This is a genomic window from Streptomyces sp. NPDC018026, assembly GCF_044327745.1.
GTDB lineage: Bacteria > Actinomycetota > Actinomycetes > Streptomycetales > Streptomycetaceae > Streptomyces > Streptomyces rubrogriseus.
In genome coordinates this window covers 159,270-174,441 of sequence record NZ_JBIRFY010000001.1, presented here as the reverse complement: position 1 = coordinate 174,441, position 15,172 = coordinate 159,270, and the positions used below count along the sequence as shown (strand labels likewise).

At 71.5% G+C, this 15,172-nt stretch carries 8 protein-coding genes and 2 pseudogenes; 3 read left to right on the top strand and 7 right to left on the bottom strand.

Translation table 11 applies throughout. The annotated features are described in order from the left end of the window. Positions 1 to 546: 546 nt before the first annotated feature. Positions 547 to 1,488: a hypothetical protein gene (locus tag ACH4D3_RS00735; protein ID WP_398314913.1), complete on the bottom strand. Its 942-nt coding sequence runs from the start codon at positions 1,486 to 1,488 to the stop codon at positions 547 to 549. Between ACH4D3_RS00735 and ACH4D3_RS00730 the strand changes: the two are divergent. Continuing rightward, positions 1,484 to 2,342 (top strand): annotated as a pseudogene (locus ACH4D3_RS00730) (transcriptional regulator); the annotation flags it as partial. The gene ACH4D3_RS00735 and the pseudogene ACH4D3_RS00730 sit on opposite strands and share 5 nt — an antisense overlap. A gap of 12 nt (positions 2,343 to 2,354) precedes the next feature. Further along, positions 2,355 to 2,822 (top strand): annotated as a pseudogene (tpg, locus tag ACH4D3_RS00725) (telomere-protecting terminal protein Tpg); the annotation flags it as partial. 18 nt (positions 2,823 to 2,840) lie between these two features. On the opposite strand, the gene ACH4D3_RS00720 reads toward tpg, so the two are convergent. The 4 genes from ACH4D3_RS00720 to ACH4D3_RS00705 all read right to left on the bottom strand — a co-directional run bounded on the left by ACH4D3_RS00720 (position 2,841) and on the right by ACH4D3_RS00705 (position 7,522). Beyond that, the gene (locus ACH4D3_RS00720; protein ID WP_398314911.1) at positions 2,841 to 5,540 is read right to left on the bottom strand and encodes an AAA family ATPase; all 2,700 of its coding nucleotides are present in this window, start codon (positions 5,538 to 5,540) and stop codon (positions 2,841 to 2,843) included. Between the two features lie 469 nt (positions 5,541 to 6,009). After that, a complete protein-coding gene (locus ACH4D3_RS00715; protein WP_398314909.1) occupies positions 6,010 to 6,894 on the bottom strand; it encodes an alpha/beta fold hydrolase in 885 nt (294 codons plus the stop codon). Further along, positions 6,882 to 7,361 (bottom strand): serine hydrolase, encoded by a 480-nt coding sequence (locus tag ACH4D3_RS00710; RefSeq protein ID WP_398314907.1) that lies wholly within the window; start codon positions 7,359 to 7,361, stop codon positions 6,882 to 6,884. Before ACH4D3_RS00710 ends, ACH4D3_RS00715 begins: the two co-directional genes overlap by 13 nt. Further along, complete coding sequence (locus tag ACH4D3_RS00705; RefSeq protein ID WP_395577436.1) at positions 7,358 to 7,522, bottom strand: hypothetical protein; 165 nt, start codon at positions 7,520 to 7,522, stop codon at positions 7,358 to 7,360. Before ACH4D3_RS00705 ends, ACH4D3_RS00710 begins: the two co-directional genes overlap by 4 nt. Before the next feature lie 428 nt (positions 7,523 to 7,950). Here ACH4D3_RS00705 and ACH4D3_RS00700 point away from each other — a divergent pair, with 428 nt between their 5' ends. Then, a complete protein-coding gene (locus ACH4D3_RS00700; RefSeq protein ID WP_398314905.1) occupies positions 7,951 to 10,674 on the top strand; it encodes an ATP-binding protein in 2,724 nt (907 codons plus the stop codon). Positions 10,675 to 11,164: 490 nt separating this feature from the next. On the opposite strand, the gene ACH4D3_RS00695 is transcribed toward ACH4D3_RS00700, so the two are convergent. Both ACH4D3_RS00695 and ACH4D3_RS00690 read right to left on the bottom strand, forming a co-directional pair. After that, entirely contained in the window at positions 11,165 to 12,553 is a 1,389-nt protein-coding gene (locus ACH4D3_RS00695; RefSeq protein ID WP_398314903.1) for a class I SAM-dependent RNA methyltransferase, read from the bottom strand. A gap of 51 nt (positions 12,554 to 12,604) precedes the next feature. Continuing rightward, positions 12,605 to 14,677, bottom strand: a complete 2,073-nt coding sequence (locus ACH4D3_RS00690) for an APC family permease (RefSeq protein ID WP_398314901.1) — start codon at positions 14,675 to 14,677, stop codon at positions 12,605 to 12,607. Positions 14,678 to 15,172 lie beyond the last annotated feature (495 nt).

Here is a 15,172-nt window from a genome sequence, read left to right as displayed (position 1 = left end):
GTGAACCGGACTGTCCGGATTCCGAGGTCCTGCTCACCATCGTCAATGCGGTACGCCATTGCCGACCGGTCCCGGTCCACTACGGCGACGGCGACGGACGCCGTACCGGCGCAGAGCACCTATTCCGTTGCCGTCGTATTCCTGCGGGCAGTGGCAGCTCTCACCTGTTCGCGCTGAACTGCACGTTGATCTTGTGGGGTTCAGGAACAGTTTTGTGAGCTCGCGGCGCTTCGTTGCACTACAGACGGTGATGAGCCGTGGCTGCGTCCGGCGATGGAGAGGATTCCGACACGACCATGAGACTGACCGCCTCAGACATGGCTTGAGACACCCGCCGAGCCCGAGGTCACAGCAGCGTCGTATGACACGAATCGCGAGAACCTACAGTTCTCCCGACGGTCAGGATGTCTGCGCCTCTGCGGGCGTCGGGTCCAAGGAGTCGAGGAGTTCCCCGAAGGTGATCTTCTCGTCGTCGTAGTCGAAGGTCATGGCAGCGGCGAGTGCCCCACCGGTCGGTGCTGCGCCCGCAGCGGTCCAGCAGGATCGTCAGGGCGACGTCGGGTTCGTGGTTGGCGAGGACCTCGTCGGCGGGATCTGGCGTAGGTGCTCCAGGGTGCGGTAGCGGGACTTCGCGACGGCGCGGTAGACCTCGGAGCGGGAGAGGATCTCCCCGGTGGCGGGGGAGTCGAGCCAGGACTGCAGGACGGCCGCGGGGTCGGGGTGCTTGCCGAGTTCGTCGTCGTCCACCAGCCGCACCACACCGTCGTCCTCGTCTTCCGGAACCGGGATGGCGGCCGCCGCGGCCAGGAACCAGTCGGGGCGGTCGGCCTTCTGAACCAGTCGAGGCCGTCGGCCTTCTCGGCGGTCCGGGCCAGTTCGGCAGGGTGCAGCCCGCCCAAGACGCCCACGACAGCTGCGTGCGGGGTGTGCGGGGTGGCGGCGAGGACGGTCGGTGGCGCGGAGGCGGGAGTCCTTGAGGGCCTGGGTCTCGGCATGGTCTAGCAGCAGGTGCTGGACGGCCGCACCGAGTGTGGGGTGAGTGGCGAGCTCCGACCACCGCTCGGGACACCGGGCCAGCATCGCCCAGCCGCTGTGGCCGGCCAGGTCCAGGGACCAGTCCTTTGAGAAATCGGACACGGCCTCCCAGCCCTCTTCGGGCTCCGGGTGGAGAAGGTACGCGGCGAGCGGAGTCAGGCAGGCTTCCGGGACAGCGTCGAACAGTTCTGGCGGCACGGGCGGGGCAGGTGCGTCCGCTTCGGTGCGGGTGTAACGGTCGGGATCCCAGGACCGGACGACCTGCTCCACCTCGTAGCTGGAGAGGCGGGGCAGGAGAGCGATAGCGGCCTCGACCTGCCCAGGGTGCCGTGCCAGGGCTGAGACCAGCCCGGCCCAGGCCCTTCGGTGCCGCAGGACGGCGGGCACATCGGCGGCGGTCACCGTGCCTGCGGCGGCCAGGGCGGCCAGCGTCTTGTCGTCGGCGTGCGTCAAGGCCCCCGCGTTCGACGCGAAGCTGCCCGGCTCCTGGCTGGTCGACCTGTCCCACGTCGATCTGTCCCGCGTGAAGGTCGGCAAGGAGTGGGGGGAGCTGGACGGCTCGCTGCTGCCCTCTCCGTTCACGCCGAAGGGCGAGCGCCTGACTGGCCCGGCCTGGTACGCGACGCCCACCGTCGCTTACGCGGCGGAGCTCGGCTACGAGGTGCGGCCGATTGAGGCGTGGGTCCGGTACGAGCACGGCCGGTACCTGGACGGCTGGTACAACCGGCTCCGTGACGCCTACCTCGCCACGATGGCCGACCTCGGCGTCGACGCCGACCTCGCCCCGGTGGACTTCCTTGCGGCGATGGACGGCTACAAGGGCCATGACCCGGAACTGGCGATCGTTGGCACGGCGGTCAAGGCGACCGGTGAAGGGAGGTCTGGGCAAGCTCCGCGAGCGGCCCCGCGGCGAGGGCTGGAGACCGGGCGAGCCGTGGCGCGCGCTGTCCCGCCCGACGTGGCGGCCGGGCTTCCGGGCGGCGGTCATCTCCCGCACCCGGATCAACCTGCACCGCAAGATCGTCAAGCCCGCCGCCTTCACCGGGCAGTACCCCATCGCGATCCTGTCCGACTGCGTCGTCTACGTGGCAGGCGGGCCCTCGCCGCTGGACTTCCTGCCCTACCGGGAAGGCAAGCCGCTGCCCGGCGGCTTCAAGCTCGGCATCAACCCCGGCCTGGTCAAGCACGAGGGCACCCAGGACCTGATGTGGGGCGAGGAAGTCCGGGAGCGGTTCAACGCCCCGGAGCTCAACCTCGCCCGGCACATCAAGGACGGCACCGTCACCGACGTCGACAACGGAGAGTAGGAGTAGGCCACGATGAGCCTGTTCGGGGACGGCCTGGAGGCGGCGGTGCAGAAGGCGTTCACGCGCCCGGCACCCAAGAGCGCGGGTGCGCAGATGCGGTACCTGGTCAAGCAGCTCTAGGGCACAAAGGCGGTCGCCCTGATACTGCGGGTCTCCCAGCGCACCGTCGAGCGGTACGTGAAGGACCAGATCAAGAAGCCCCGGCCCGAACTCGCCGCGCGCCTGGAGCGCGAGGTGAAGAAGCGGTGGCAGCCGCAGATCCGCGCGAAGGCCAAGGAGAAGGCGGCCAGCACGGGCGGCATCATCATCGACACCCGCGCCCGCATGGGCTACACGGCCCCGATCGGGTCGACGGACCAGGACCGCATCCGGCACCTGACCGTCGCCCTGCCGCCCGTCTACGCCGCCCGCCTCTTCGACGCCCAGGAGCAGGGGGCCAGCGACGCCCGGCTACAGCAGATCGCCGCCGAAGCGCTCAAGGTAGGCGGTGAGGCGTCATCAGCTCCGTCCGGAGATGCCGGTGGCCGCCAAGTCGCGCCGTGAGCAGAGCCCCAGCTTGGCGAACACGTTGGATAGGTGATGCCCGACGGTGCGGTCGCTGATCCGCAGATGGGCCCCGATCTCCCGGTTGGTCAGTTCGCCGGCGGCAAGCTGGGCCACCCGGCGTTCCTGTGCCGTCAGCGTTGCCATGCCCGTGCCGACGGCAGTGTCACGGCGTGCGGGCGCCATGATCAGACGCTGCTCACGCCGGGCCCGCTCAAGCATCGGGCGCGCTCCCAGTGCGTGGAACGTCTCGGCAGCGGCGTCGAGCTGCTGGCGGGCGTCTCGGCGCCGCCGCTGTCGCCGCAACCACTCGCCGTAGAGCAGCCGGGCCCGTGCGTGGTCGAACGGGCGCCGGGACGCACCGGGCACGTCCAGCGCCGCCCGGTAGGACCGTTCGGCGGCCGGTTCGTCCAGCAGTGCGCGTGCCAGGTGCGCTGTGAATCTCGCCCAGTGCGCGCCGGTGCGCCGTACCCAGGCGTCGAGCGCCTCGGCGCGGCGCCGGCCGATCTCCGGCCGCCGCGCGTGCACGGCGGCCTCGATCGTGTCCAGGCTTGCCAGCAGAGCGACGATCGGATGTGCTGCCTCGTGCCCGTGCTCGTCCAAGCGGGCGAGCAGGTCGAGTGCAGCATCGGCGCGACCGGCCGCCAGGGCGGCCATTCCACGATTCCAGTGGGCCGAGGCGCTGACCGCACGGTCGCGGCGCGGCACGGCCAGCTGCAGGGTCCGAACGGTCAGATGGTCGACGCTGCGGCCGTCACCGCGGGCGGCGGCGAGCCACCCGAGGCAGTTCCGGCACTCCGCAGCGATGTGCTCGGCACCGATCCGCTCGGCCGACGCGAGCCCCTCGGCCGCGGCGTCCTCCGCAGCGCCCCACCGGCCCGCGGCGATGTCGAGTCGCGCGATCCGAGCCAGCGCCGCAGCAAGCGAGGTGCCATCGGCGTGACGGCGGTGCCTGCGGACAAGGGCGTGCACAGCATCGGCGAGTGGCTCGTCGAGGCCCCACACCAGTCCGAGCGGCGACGCCGGGAGCAACTGCGACTCCACCCGGGAGATGTGCGCCATGACGTCACCGAGTTCTGCCGACGACGCTGCCCGTGCCGGGTCCGTCGCTGGCCCCCACCACGTCCGGACGATCGGGAGGACCTCGGGCAGCCCAGGGGTCGTCAGCCCCGCGAGACGAGTGAGGGTCTCGCCGACGAGGTCGTCGCGGGCCGCGGACCATCCCGCGTGCAGGGCAGCGGCGCCGAGCTCCACTCTCATGCGCGGATCATCGAACGCGGCGATGTCGCGACTGATCGATCGGTGGGCTCGTTCCAGAGACCCCTCGGCGAGTTCGAGTACCCCGCGCAGGCCGCGGCTGGCGCGGGTGGCCAGAACCTCGTCGGTCAGGCTCCGGGCATCGGCCAGCAACCGACGCGCCATCGTGGCGTCGCCGCCGTGCCAGGCAGCCACGGCCGCGCCGGCGAGCCTGCGGGTCGCAGCGGCCGGGTCGGCGGACAGCTCGGCGGCCCGCCGCAGGATCGGTACCGCGCCGGCGCCCGAGGGCACCGTCTGCTCGAGCAGCCCGGCGATCTCCTCGTCGACGTCGTGAACGGTCGCGGCCCGGTGCCAGACATGCCCGCGACTGCCCGGGGGAAGCGCGGCGGCCAGGGTCCGGTGGGCGTTCCTGCGCTCAGACGGGGAGGCGCTCGCGTAGACAGCGGCCCGGACCACCGGGTGCCGTAGCGCAGGCCGGTCGGGCGTCCCGGCGAGCAGACCCGACCGGATCGTCTCCTCCCAGACCGGCTCCTCGGCGGCGCGGGAACGTGCTGACCGTGCGAGCGTGAGCTGATCACCGTCGGCACGAGCCGCGGCCATGAGCACGACGAACTCGCGTGCCGGGGTCGGCATGGTCTGCAGGCGCTCGGCGAAGGCCGTACGCAGCCGGGGCCCCACGGGCACCGTGCCGACGGCAAGATCGTCGATTGGTACAGGCAGCTCGTGCAGTGCCAGCGGGTTGCCCCCACCTGCTTTCACCGCGCGGGTGACCTCGGGGCCGTCGAGGCCGGGGTGAGCGGCGGCGACCAGTTGGGCGGCGTGGTCGTCAGCGAGAGGACTCACCGCGAGCGGATCGACCCCCTCCCACGATCCGCCGGCAGGCGCGTCGTGGCCGGCGACCAGGACCACCACCGGATCGGTCCCCACCCGCCGGGCGACGAATCCGAGCACGAACTCGGTCTCCGCGTCGAGCCGGTGTGCGTCGTCCACGACGATCAGTAGCGGGCGGTCGACTGCCAGCGTCGACAACAGGGACAGGACCGCCACGGCGGTGAGCGACCGGCCCGCTCCGGTGACCTCGCCCGCGAGCACGCCTCGCAACGCTGCCGCCTGGGACACCGGAAGAGTCGCGATCAGGTGCTCGACCGGCCGGAGCAGCGTGTCCAGGCCGGCGAAGGGGGTCCCGGACTCGCACCGTGCGGGCTGTACCGCCAGCGGGGCGAAATCGGGAGACGCCGCGGTGACGTGGTCGAGAAGTGCGGTCTTGCCGATGCCCGGCTCACCCCAGAGCACCAGGGCGCCACCCGTGCCACGGCGGGCTCGGTCGAGCACCTCGGTCACGGCAGCGATCTCTGCCTGTCGTCCGACGAGCGGGGCCGGAGCACCGGTTGCCCTCATCGCGTCCCCTCAGCCGTGACCATCTTCCGGCCCCAGAAGTCCGTGCCATACCGTCCGAGGCCGGCGGGATCGTCCGACGCCCCGACGAGGACGCCGACCCCGTGCACGAGCGGGATGCCGGTGAGCCCCGCTCGGATCCTGATGAGCGCATCCTCGGGCCCCTGCTGCGGCAGTGCCACCCCACCGAGCCGGGTCCCGTTCGGTGGTGCCGACCTGACCGTGAATGGTGTGCGCATGCTCAGCGGCCTGCCGCAGGTGCTTCTAGGCCCGCAGACCACGGGCCCGAGTACCTTGACCGATGGCCCCGCCGCCGCGGTTAGGGTCGGGACCCGTTCGTCGATCGCCGACGACGAGCTTGCCCATCGAGCACGCCGAACCGCTGCCACGGCACGGGCAGCGTATGGACGAGGCGCTCGCCGCGGGCGCACGCCGAGGTCGGCGCCGCGCGGCGAGGCGCCGGTGGCCGTGGTCATGGCGACTCCTCCGAACCGGGGCGGACGCCCGTAGGGAGGGGGTCTCCCAGGAAGGCGAGCAGGGCGGCGTTGACCTCGTCGGCGTGAGTCCACAGCAGCCCGTGCGGGGCGCCGTCGATCTCCACGTACTGCGCGTCGGGCAGGGCCCGGCGGAAGCGGTGGGCCGTGACTTCGATGGGGAGGATCCGATCGGCGGTGCCGTGCAGGATCAGGGTCGGCGTGCCGCTGGCCCGGACGGCCTCGACGTCGGCGCGGAAGTCCTCGATCCACGAGGAGACGACGGCATGGGCGGCCACGGGGGCGCTGGAGATGGCGACGTTCCAGCTGGCTGTGACCGCCTCCTGGCCGATGCGGTTGCCCAGGTTCTCGTCGAGGTTGTAGAAGTTGGAGAAGAACTGCTCGTACCAGGCGTAGCGGTCGCCCTTGGCCGCGGCCTCGATGCCATCGAAGACGTCCTGGGGCACGCCGTCCGGGTTGTCGTCCCGAGCAACGAGGAAGGGCTCCAGGGAGGCCAGGAAGGCGAGCTTCGCGACCCGCTGGTGGCCGTATCGAGCGATGTAGCGGGCGAGTTCGCCGGTGCCCATCGAGAACCCGATGAGGACGACATCGCGCAGGTCCAGGGTCTCCAGCAGGGCATTCAGGTCGGCGGCGAAGGTGTCGTAGTCGTAGCCGGTGCCGACCTTCGACGAGCGGCCGAAGCCGCGGCGGTCGTAGGTGATGACGCGGTAGCCGGCGGAGAGCAGCTCGCGCGTCTGGCGCTCCCAGCTGTGGCCGTTGAGCGGGTAGCCGTGGATGAGGACGACGGGCTGACCCGCGCCTTGGTCCTCGTAGTAGAGCTCGACCGGCGTGCTGTTCTCGTACCCGATGGTTACGTGTCCCATGATCTTTCCTTTCCGAGGGTGGTCTGCCTGCTATTGACCGACGAGCCGCCGTACCGCGATCGTTGTCGCCTCGGCGATGGTGGCGTTGCCGGCCGTGGACTCCGGGTCGTCCGGGTCGGCGTAGACGGCGAGACCAGCGGCGCGCGGTCCGGGGGCAGCACGCTCCCGACGTCGTTGCGCTCGCCCTGTGCTTCGGTCCCGGTCCTGTCCCCGATTGGCCACCCGGCTGGCACGCCGGCCCGGATGGTGGCGTCGCCGGTGGTGTTCGCGACGAGCGAGGTGGTGAGCCGCTCGCGGCCGGCCGGCTGCAGGCCGCCAGCGAGGGGCACCGCCCGCATGCTCTCGACGATGGCGGCCGGTGTGGTGGTGTCGCGCTCGTCGTCTGGGCCAGTGGAGACGTTGAGCTGTGGCTCGTTGCGGTCGAAACGGGTGGTCGCGTCATCCAGGCCGGAGGCGAACGCGGTCACGGCGGTCGGTCCGCCGAGGAGGTCGAGGGGCAGGTTCGTCGCCGTGTTGTGGCGTTGGCGCGCCGCGGCGGCTCCTCCAGCAGGCCGACGTCGGGGTAGTGCCGCACCGCACCCACAGTGGTGCCGGCGAGTTCGGCGAGTTGGCGGGGTCTCCAGGCCACGGCTGTTCCCTTCAGGTGTCGTCGACCGACGTGTCGTCGGCCCAAATGTCTTCGGCGTGGTCAGGGGCGCGTGAGCCGGCGCCGGCGATCGGCCTCCGACAGCCCGCCCCACGGCCGTGCAGCTCCCGGTGGGCCAGGGCGTGGACGGCGACCCGCTCGCGCTGCTGCCGTAGCGGGAGGACTCCTCGTCGGCGGGGAAGAACACCTCGATGCTGGTCACGGTGGTCGCTCCCTTCCCGGTCGCTCTGCTGAGGGCTCTCAGAGTCGCGGGGAAGGCGCCTGGTCCGCGTCGGTAAAAATCCCTTACTCCGTCACCGACCCTGGCGCGGGGGAGGCCGGCATCCTGACGACCCGGTGCTGCCCGCGCGCTTCGCGTCGGTGACAATTACCGGATAGACGCCGTGTCGGCGCCAGGGGAGGACCAGGCGATGCTCGTGGGACGGCGCGCCGAGCAGGCGGCGCTCGAGCAGCTGCTGGCTCAGGCGCAGGGCGGCGACAGCGGAGTGTTGGTGGTGCGCGGGGAAGCCGGCATCGGCAAGTCCGCCCTCCTGCAGCACATGCGGGAGACCGCCGTGGCGGCGGGATTCGGGGTTCACGACGCGGCCGGGGTGGAGGCCGAGGCAGAGTTCGCGTTCGCGGGCCTGCACCAGTTGTGCGCCCCGTTCCTGGCGCGGGCGGTCGAGCTGCCCGAGCCGCAGCAGGCCGCGCTCGGGGTGGCGTTCGGGCTGCGCGAGGGTGCTGCGCCGGACCGGTTCCTGGTGGGGTTGGCGGTGCTGAGCCTGTTGGCCGAGAACGGGCCGTTGCTGTGTGTGGTCGATGATGCGCAGTGGCTCGATCAGGCGTCTGCGCAGGTTCTGGCTTTCGTGGCCCGGCGAGTGGGGGCCGAGCGGGTGGTGATGGTGTTTGCGCTGCGCGATCCCGGTGTGACCGACGTCGAGGCGTTCAGCGGGTTGCCGGAACTGCGCCTGGCGGGGCTGGGGGCCTCCGATGCCCAGACGCTGCTGGCCACCGCGGTCCGCGCACCACTGGACGATGTGGTGCGCGACCGGATCGTAGCCGAGGCGCGCGGCAATCCGCTGGCGTTGTTGGAGCTACCCCGGGGTGCTCCGGCGGTGCAGTTCGCGGGCGGGTTCGAGCTGCCGGATGTGGTGAGCGTTCCGCGCCGGATCGAGGACGGCTTTCGGCGCCGCGCGAACAGCCTGCCTGCCGACGCGCGGATGCTGCTGGTGGTTGCCGCGGCCGAGCCGACCGGGGACGCGGCGTTGCTGTGGCGCGCGGCCGCGGAGCTGGGGATCGCCCGCGAGGCGGCTGCGCCCGCGGAGGCCGCCGGGCTGCTGGAGTTCGACTTCCGTGTGCGGTTCCGGCACCCGCTGGTGCGCTCGGCGGTCTACCGGGCGGCCACACCGACCGACCGGCGCCGGGCGCACGGCGCGCTGGCCGCCGTCACCGACCAGCAGGTCGATCCGGACCGGCGTGCCTGGCACCGCGCGCAGGCGGTGGTGGGCACTGATGAGGACGCCGCCGCGGAGCTGGAGCGTTCGGCCGGACGGGCCCGCGCCCGCGGCGGGCTGGCCGCCGCGGCGGCGTTCCTGAAGCGTGCGGCCGAGCTGACCCCCAGGCCGGCCGTCCGGGCGGAACGGGCCCTGGAAGCTGCGCACGCCAAGCACGAGGCAGGTGCGTCCGAAGCCCTGGAGCTGCTGACAGTCGCCGCGGCCGGGCCGTTGGACGCCGTGGCGCAGGCCCGCCTACAGCTGCTGCATGCTCGGATCGCGTTCCACGGGGCAAGGGGCGGCGAGGGGCCACGGATGCTGCTGGACGCCGCCAAGACCCTCGCCCCGCTGGACCCGGCGCTGTCCCGGGAGACCTACCTGGACGCGCTCGATGCGGCGATCGTTACCGGCGACCGCGGACCCGGCGGCGTGCGTACGGTGGCCGACGCAGCCCGGGCCGCGCCCGCACCACCGGAGACGCCGAGGCCCGTGGATCTGTTGCTCGACGGGCTGGTGACGACGTTCACGCAGGGCTACGCGGCAGGAGTGCCCGGCCTGCGGCGGGCGTTGGACGCCTTCAATCGTCACGAGCGGGACGATCATGCCGTGAACGACAGCGACGACCGCCGCTGGCTGTGGCTGGCCGGCCGGACCGCGATGTCGCTCTTCGACGACCAGATGGTGCACGCGCTGGCCGCTCGTCATGTCCGGCTGGTCAGGGAAGCCGGCGCGCTGGCCACGCTCCCGGCAGCACTGCTCGTCCAGTCCGTCATGCTGGTGCTCTCTGGTGACTTCTCCCGGGCCGCCGAACAGACCGCGATCGCGGCCGCGACCAGAACTGTGCCCGTGCTCCACGGCCAGCTCATCCTGGCTGCCTGGCGCGGCCGCTCGGACGAGACCACCGAGATCCACGCGACCATGGTCCGGGAAGCGGCTGGACGTGGGCGCCGAACTGAGGACTTCCTGGCGCAGTACGCCATGGCGGTGCTGCACAACGGTCTGGGCGACTACCCGGCGGCTCTGGTCGCTGCGACGCGGGCTTTCGAGTCCGACGAGCTGACCCACAGCAACCTGGCACACTCCGAGCTCATTGAAGCGGCATGCCGTAGCGGCCGGCCGGAGCATGCGACCGCTGCGCTGGACCAGCTCAGCTCACGGGCGCTGGCCAGCGGCACCCCGTGGGGGCTCGGGCTGGCAGCGCGCTCACGGGCATTGGTCAGCACCGGCCCGGCCGCCGAGGAGTACTACCGCGAGGCGATCGAGCAGCTACGAAACTGCCGAGTGGCCACCCAGCTGGCCCGAGCTCATCTCGTCTATGGCGAGTGGCTACGCCGCCAGGGCCGCCGTCAAGGCGCCCGCCAGCAGCTCCGCACCGCCCACCAGATGCTGTCGGACATGGGTGCGGAAGCGTTCGCCGCACGCGCCGCCCGCGAGCTGCGCGCCACCGGCGAGCACCCACGCAGCCGGACCGCCCAGCCCTCGGACGCGCTCACCGCACAGGAGCTGACGATCGCCCGGCTGGTAGCTACCGGGGCGACCTCCCGGGAGGTCGGCGCACAGCTGTTCTTGAGCCCGCGCACCATTGAGGCCCACCTCCGCAGCATCTTCCGCAAGCTGAGCATCACCTCCCGGCGACAGCTGCGGGACCTGCGGCTTCCCTAAAGGGCTGGAAGCGTGCGTGCTATGTCGCGGTACAGCGAATGCCGCCCGGAAGGCCAGCGAGCTGCGCCCTGTGGAGTTCGTAAAGGATCAAGAGCGCGCCGTCTTGAGGCGACGCCTGCGAATGAGCGTGCAGACGAGGGGACGACGGCGGGCGGCTTAAGGCGACGGTGAATCGCTCGGCACGGCGGCATCGCCGCCTTCCGCGAACGGCGCAGGTACACGGTCAGACGCGGCACACACCGTACGCGCCGACAAGCGAACCCACCCGACGATCCGAGGCGCGCTACCCATCGGGCAGGACCGTGGCCGCCCACGCACGTTCCTCAGCCCACGCTTCAGCCCAGGTCACAGCATCCCGAAATGCACCTGACGCGCCATCAGAACGAGCGTCAAATGAGCGTCAAGGCACCTCGGAGAGCGTCATTTGAGCGTCAAGATTTCGCCCGTAACGCGCATAGCACACATCCCGCACACCGAGTAAAGCCGCAGGTCAACGGCCCTTATCGGCAGGCTCAAGGATCGCGACGCACTCCACATGGTGCGTCATCGGAAACAGATCGAACACCCGCAGCATCCGCACCCGGTACCCCCCGTCCCGGAAGTACCCCAGGTCCCGGGCCAGCGCGGCCGGGTCGCAGGCCACGTAGGCGATGCGGCGGGGGCCCAGGGAGGACAGGTGCTGGACCGTCTTGCGGCCGGCGCCCGCGCGGGGCGGGTCGAGGACGATGAGGTCGACCTCGTCGATGCCGGTGCGGGGCAGGACGGACTCGACCTTGCCCTGCTCGATGCGGACGCGGTCGAAGGCGGCGAGGTTGTGGCGGGCGTCCTCGACGGCGCGCTTGCCGGACTCGATGCCGAGGACCGCTCCCTGGTCGCCGACGCGGTCGGCCAGGGCGCCGGCGAAGAGGCCGACGCCGCAGTAGAGATCCAGGGCCATGTCGCCCTTGCGGGGCAGCAGGCCCTGCATGACCGCGGTCACCAGGGTGTCGGCGGCCTTCGGGTGGACCTGCCAGAAGCCGCCGGAGCCCACCCGGTAGGTGCGGCCGTCGGCGCGCTCGCGGACGAAGGGGCGGCCGTGGACGCGGTGGACGCCGCCGTCCTTCTCCCCGACGCGCATGACCGAGACCGGGCGGTCCAGCTCGACGATGGGCAGGCGGGCGCCGGGGCGCGGGGTCAGGATGACCTGGCGGTCCTGGGAGCCCGTCGCCGCGATCGCCTCGACGGACGCCATGCCGGGCCAGTCACGCGCCTCGATACCCAGCTCGCTGACGCCCTCCGCCGCGATCATGCAGTGGTCGATCGGCTCGATCTCGTGGGAGCGGTGGCGGCGCAGACCGGCGCGGCCGTCCGCGTCCACCGCGTACTGCACCCGCGTGCGCCACGACGGGACCTGGCCGGCGGGCAGCTTGTCACCCTCGGCCGGCATCACCGTGCCGTCCCAGCCGGCCTCCTCCGGGGTGAGGCCCGCCAGGCGCTGCAGCTGCTCGGCGACCACCTCGCCCTTCAGGCGGCGCTGGGCGCCCGGCTTGGCGTGCTGCCAGTCGCACCCGCCGCAGCGGCCGGGGCCGGCGAAGGGGCAGGGGGCCTCGATGCGGTCCTTGGAGGGGTCCAGGATCTCGACCGCGTCCGCGCGCAGGAAGCGGGCGCCCTCCTCGCCCTCCGTCACCCGGGCCACGACCCGCTCGCCGGGCAGCGTGTGCCGGACGAACAGCACCTGGCCCTCGGACGTGCGGGCGATGCAGTGGCCGCCGTGGGCGACGGGGCCGACCTCGACCTCGTACTCCTCGCCCACCAGCGAGACCGGCTCCGAGACCGCCCGCGGGGCCGACTCCGAGACCGCTCGCTGCTCCGCCTGCGACTTCTTCGGTTCTGCCTGCATGGCGGGGTGACTCCAGAGAACGGGGGCGACAAAGGACAACAGCCGTCCAGTCTACGTGGACGAGGAGGAGTCCTTTGGACGGTCCTGGTGGGGGTGGTGGGCCGGTCCGCGGCGCACCGCACCCGGCGCGCTCCAGTCCTGCCGCTTGCGGGCCCGGCGCCTGGCGGCCTCGGAGGACTCCAGCTGGTAGGGGACGGACGTGACCATGACGCCCGGTGTGAACAGCAGCCGGCCCTTGAGGCGCAGGGCGCTCTGGTTGTGCAGCAGATGCTCGTACCAGTGGCCGACCACGTACTCCGGGATGATCACCGAGACCGCGTCGCGCGGGGACTCCTTGCGCAGGCTCTTGACGTACTCGATGACCGGCCGCGTGATCTCGCGGTACGGCGAGTCCAGGACCTTCAGCGGTACGGCGATGCCGCGCCGCTCCCACTCCTCGCGCAGCGCCTTCGTCTCGACCGGGTCGACGTTGACGCTGAGCGCCTCCAGGCTGTCGGAGCGCATCAGCTTGGCGTAGGCGAGGGCCCGGAGCGTGGGGCGGTGGATCTTGGAGATCAGGACCACCGAGTGGACGCGGGAGGGGCGCACCATGTCGTCGGTCTGCGCCTCCTCGGGGTCCTCGGGGGCCGCGATCTCCTCGGCGACGCGGTCGTAGTGCTTGCGGATCGCCGTCATGGTCGCGAAGAAGATGCACATGCCGAGCAGCGCGACCCAGGCGCCGTGCGTGAACTTGGTCGCCAGGACCACGACCAGGACGAGGCCGGTGAAGAAGGCGCCGAAGGCGTTGATCGCGCGGGAGCGCATCATGTGGCGGCGCTTGGACTGGTCCCGCTCGGTGGCCAGGTTGCGGTTCCAGTGGCGGACCATGCCGATCTGGCTGAGCGTGAAGGACACGAAGACGCCGACGATGTAGAGCTGGATCAGCCGGGTCGAGTCGGCGCCGTAGACGACGACCAGGAGCACGGCGGCCCCGGCGAGGAGCACGATGCCGTTGGAGAAGGCCAGGCGGTCGCCGCGGGTGTGCAGCTGGCGCGGCAGGTAGCGGTCCTGGGCAAGGATCGAGCCGAGCAGCGGGAAGCCGTTGTACGCGGTGTTGGCGGCGAGGAAGAGAACCAGCGCGGTGGCGGCGGCGAGCACGATGAACAGGAAGCTGCCCTCGCCGAAGACCGCCTCGGCGACCTGCGAGATCACCGGGTGCTGGACGTAGTCGGCGCCGACCGCGACGCCGTTGTGGAAGAGCTCGGTGGCCGGGTTCTCCGACATCCGCACGTCGGTGGCGGAGGCCAGCGCGATGATGCCGCAGAACATGGTGACGGCGAGCAGGCCCATCATCGCGAGGGTGTTGCCCGCGTTCTTGGACTTGGGCTTGCGGAAGGCCGGGACGCCGTTGGAGATCGCCTCGACGCCGGTGAGCGCGGCGCAGCCGGAGGAGAAGGCGCGCAGGAGGAGGAAGATCAGGGCGAAGCCGGCCAGGCCGCCGTGCTCCGGCTTGATCTCGTAGTCCGCGGTCGGGGCGCGCATGGTGTCGTCCAGGACCAGTCCGCGGAACGCCCCCCACACGATCATGATGAAGACGCCCGCGACGAAGACGTACGTCGGAATCGCGAACAGGGTGCCCGACTCCCTGACCCCGCGCAGGTTCATCAGCGTGAGCAGCAGGATCACGGCGACCGCGCACAGGACCTTGTGCTCGACGACGAAGGGGATCGCCGAGCCCAGGTTCTCGATGCCGGAGGAGATGGAGACCGCGACGGTCAGGACGTAGTCGACCAGCAGCGCGCTGGCGACGGTCAGACCGGCCTTGGGGCCGAGGTTGGTGGTGGCCACCTCGTAGTCGCCGCCGCCGCTCGGGTAGGCGTGCACGTTCTGCCGGTAGGAGGCGACCACGGTGAACATCAGGACCACGACCGCGACCGCGATCCACGGGCTGAAGTGGTAGGCCGACACGCCCGCGATGGACAGGACGAGCAGCACCTCACCGGGCGCGTACGCCACGGAGGACAGCGGGTCGGACGCGAACACCGGCAGGGCGATGCGCTTCGGCAGGAGCGTCTCACCCAGCCGGTCGCTGCGCAGTGCGCGCCCGATGAGGATCCGCTTGGGCACGTCGGTCAGTTTGGACACAGCAGAGGATCGTAAGCGTTCGAACGGGCGACCACCCAACCGCCACCCCCGATCGGTCCGCAGTCTGCTCTACGGGTGAATTCGGGGAGTGCTCCGGCTGCGGATTCCGCAGGTGACGGCATTCGCATGGCTATATGACTGCTTACCCGACAAGCCCTGCCCGTTTTCCGTCCGTTGCCGCCCCTGGAGGTCCCATGCACCTGAGCGCAGAGCTGATCGGCGGCGCCGCCTCGCTCGTAGGCCTCGGAATCCTGACGGTCGCCAGCATCCGCAGCATCTGCCGCCGGGGGTCGTCGGCCGGGGGATGAGACGGCTCCTGCGGGCTCGGGGGGCTTGCCGATACGTTGGATCCGGACGCCGGTGCGTCGGCTCCGGACGCCGGTGCGTCGGCTCCGGACGCCGGTGCGTCGGCTCCGGGCGGGGACCCGGCTTCCCGGGCCCCCGGGGTCTGTCAGACGGGCCCTAGCGGCGTCGGCGTCGGTGCGCACCGGCATG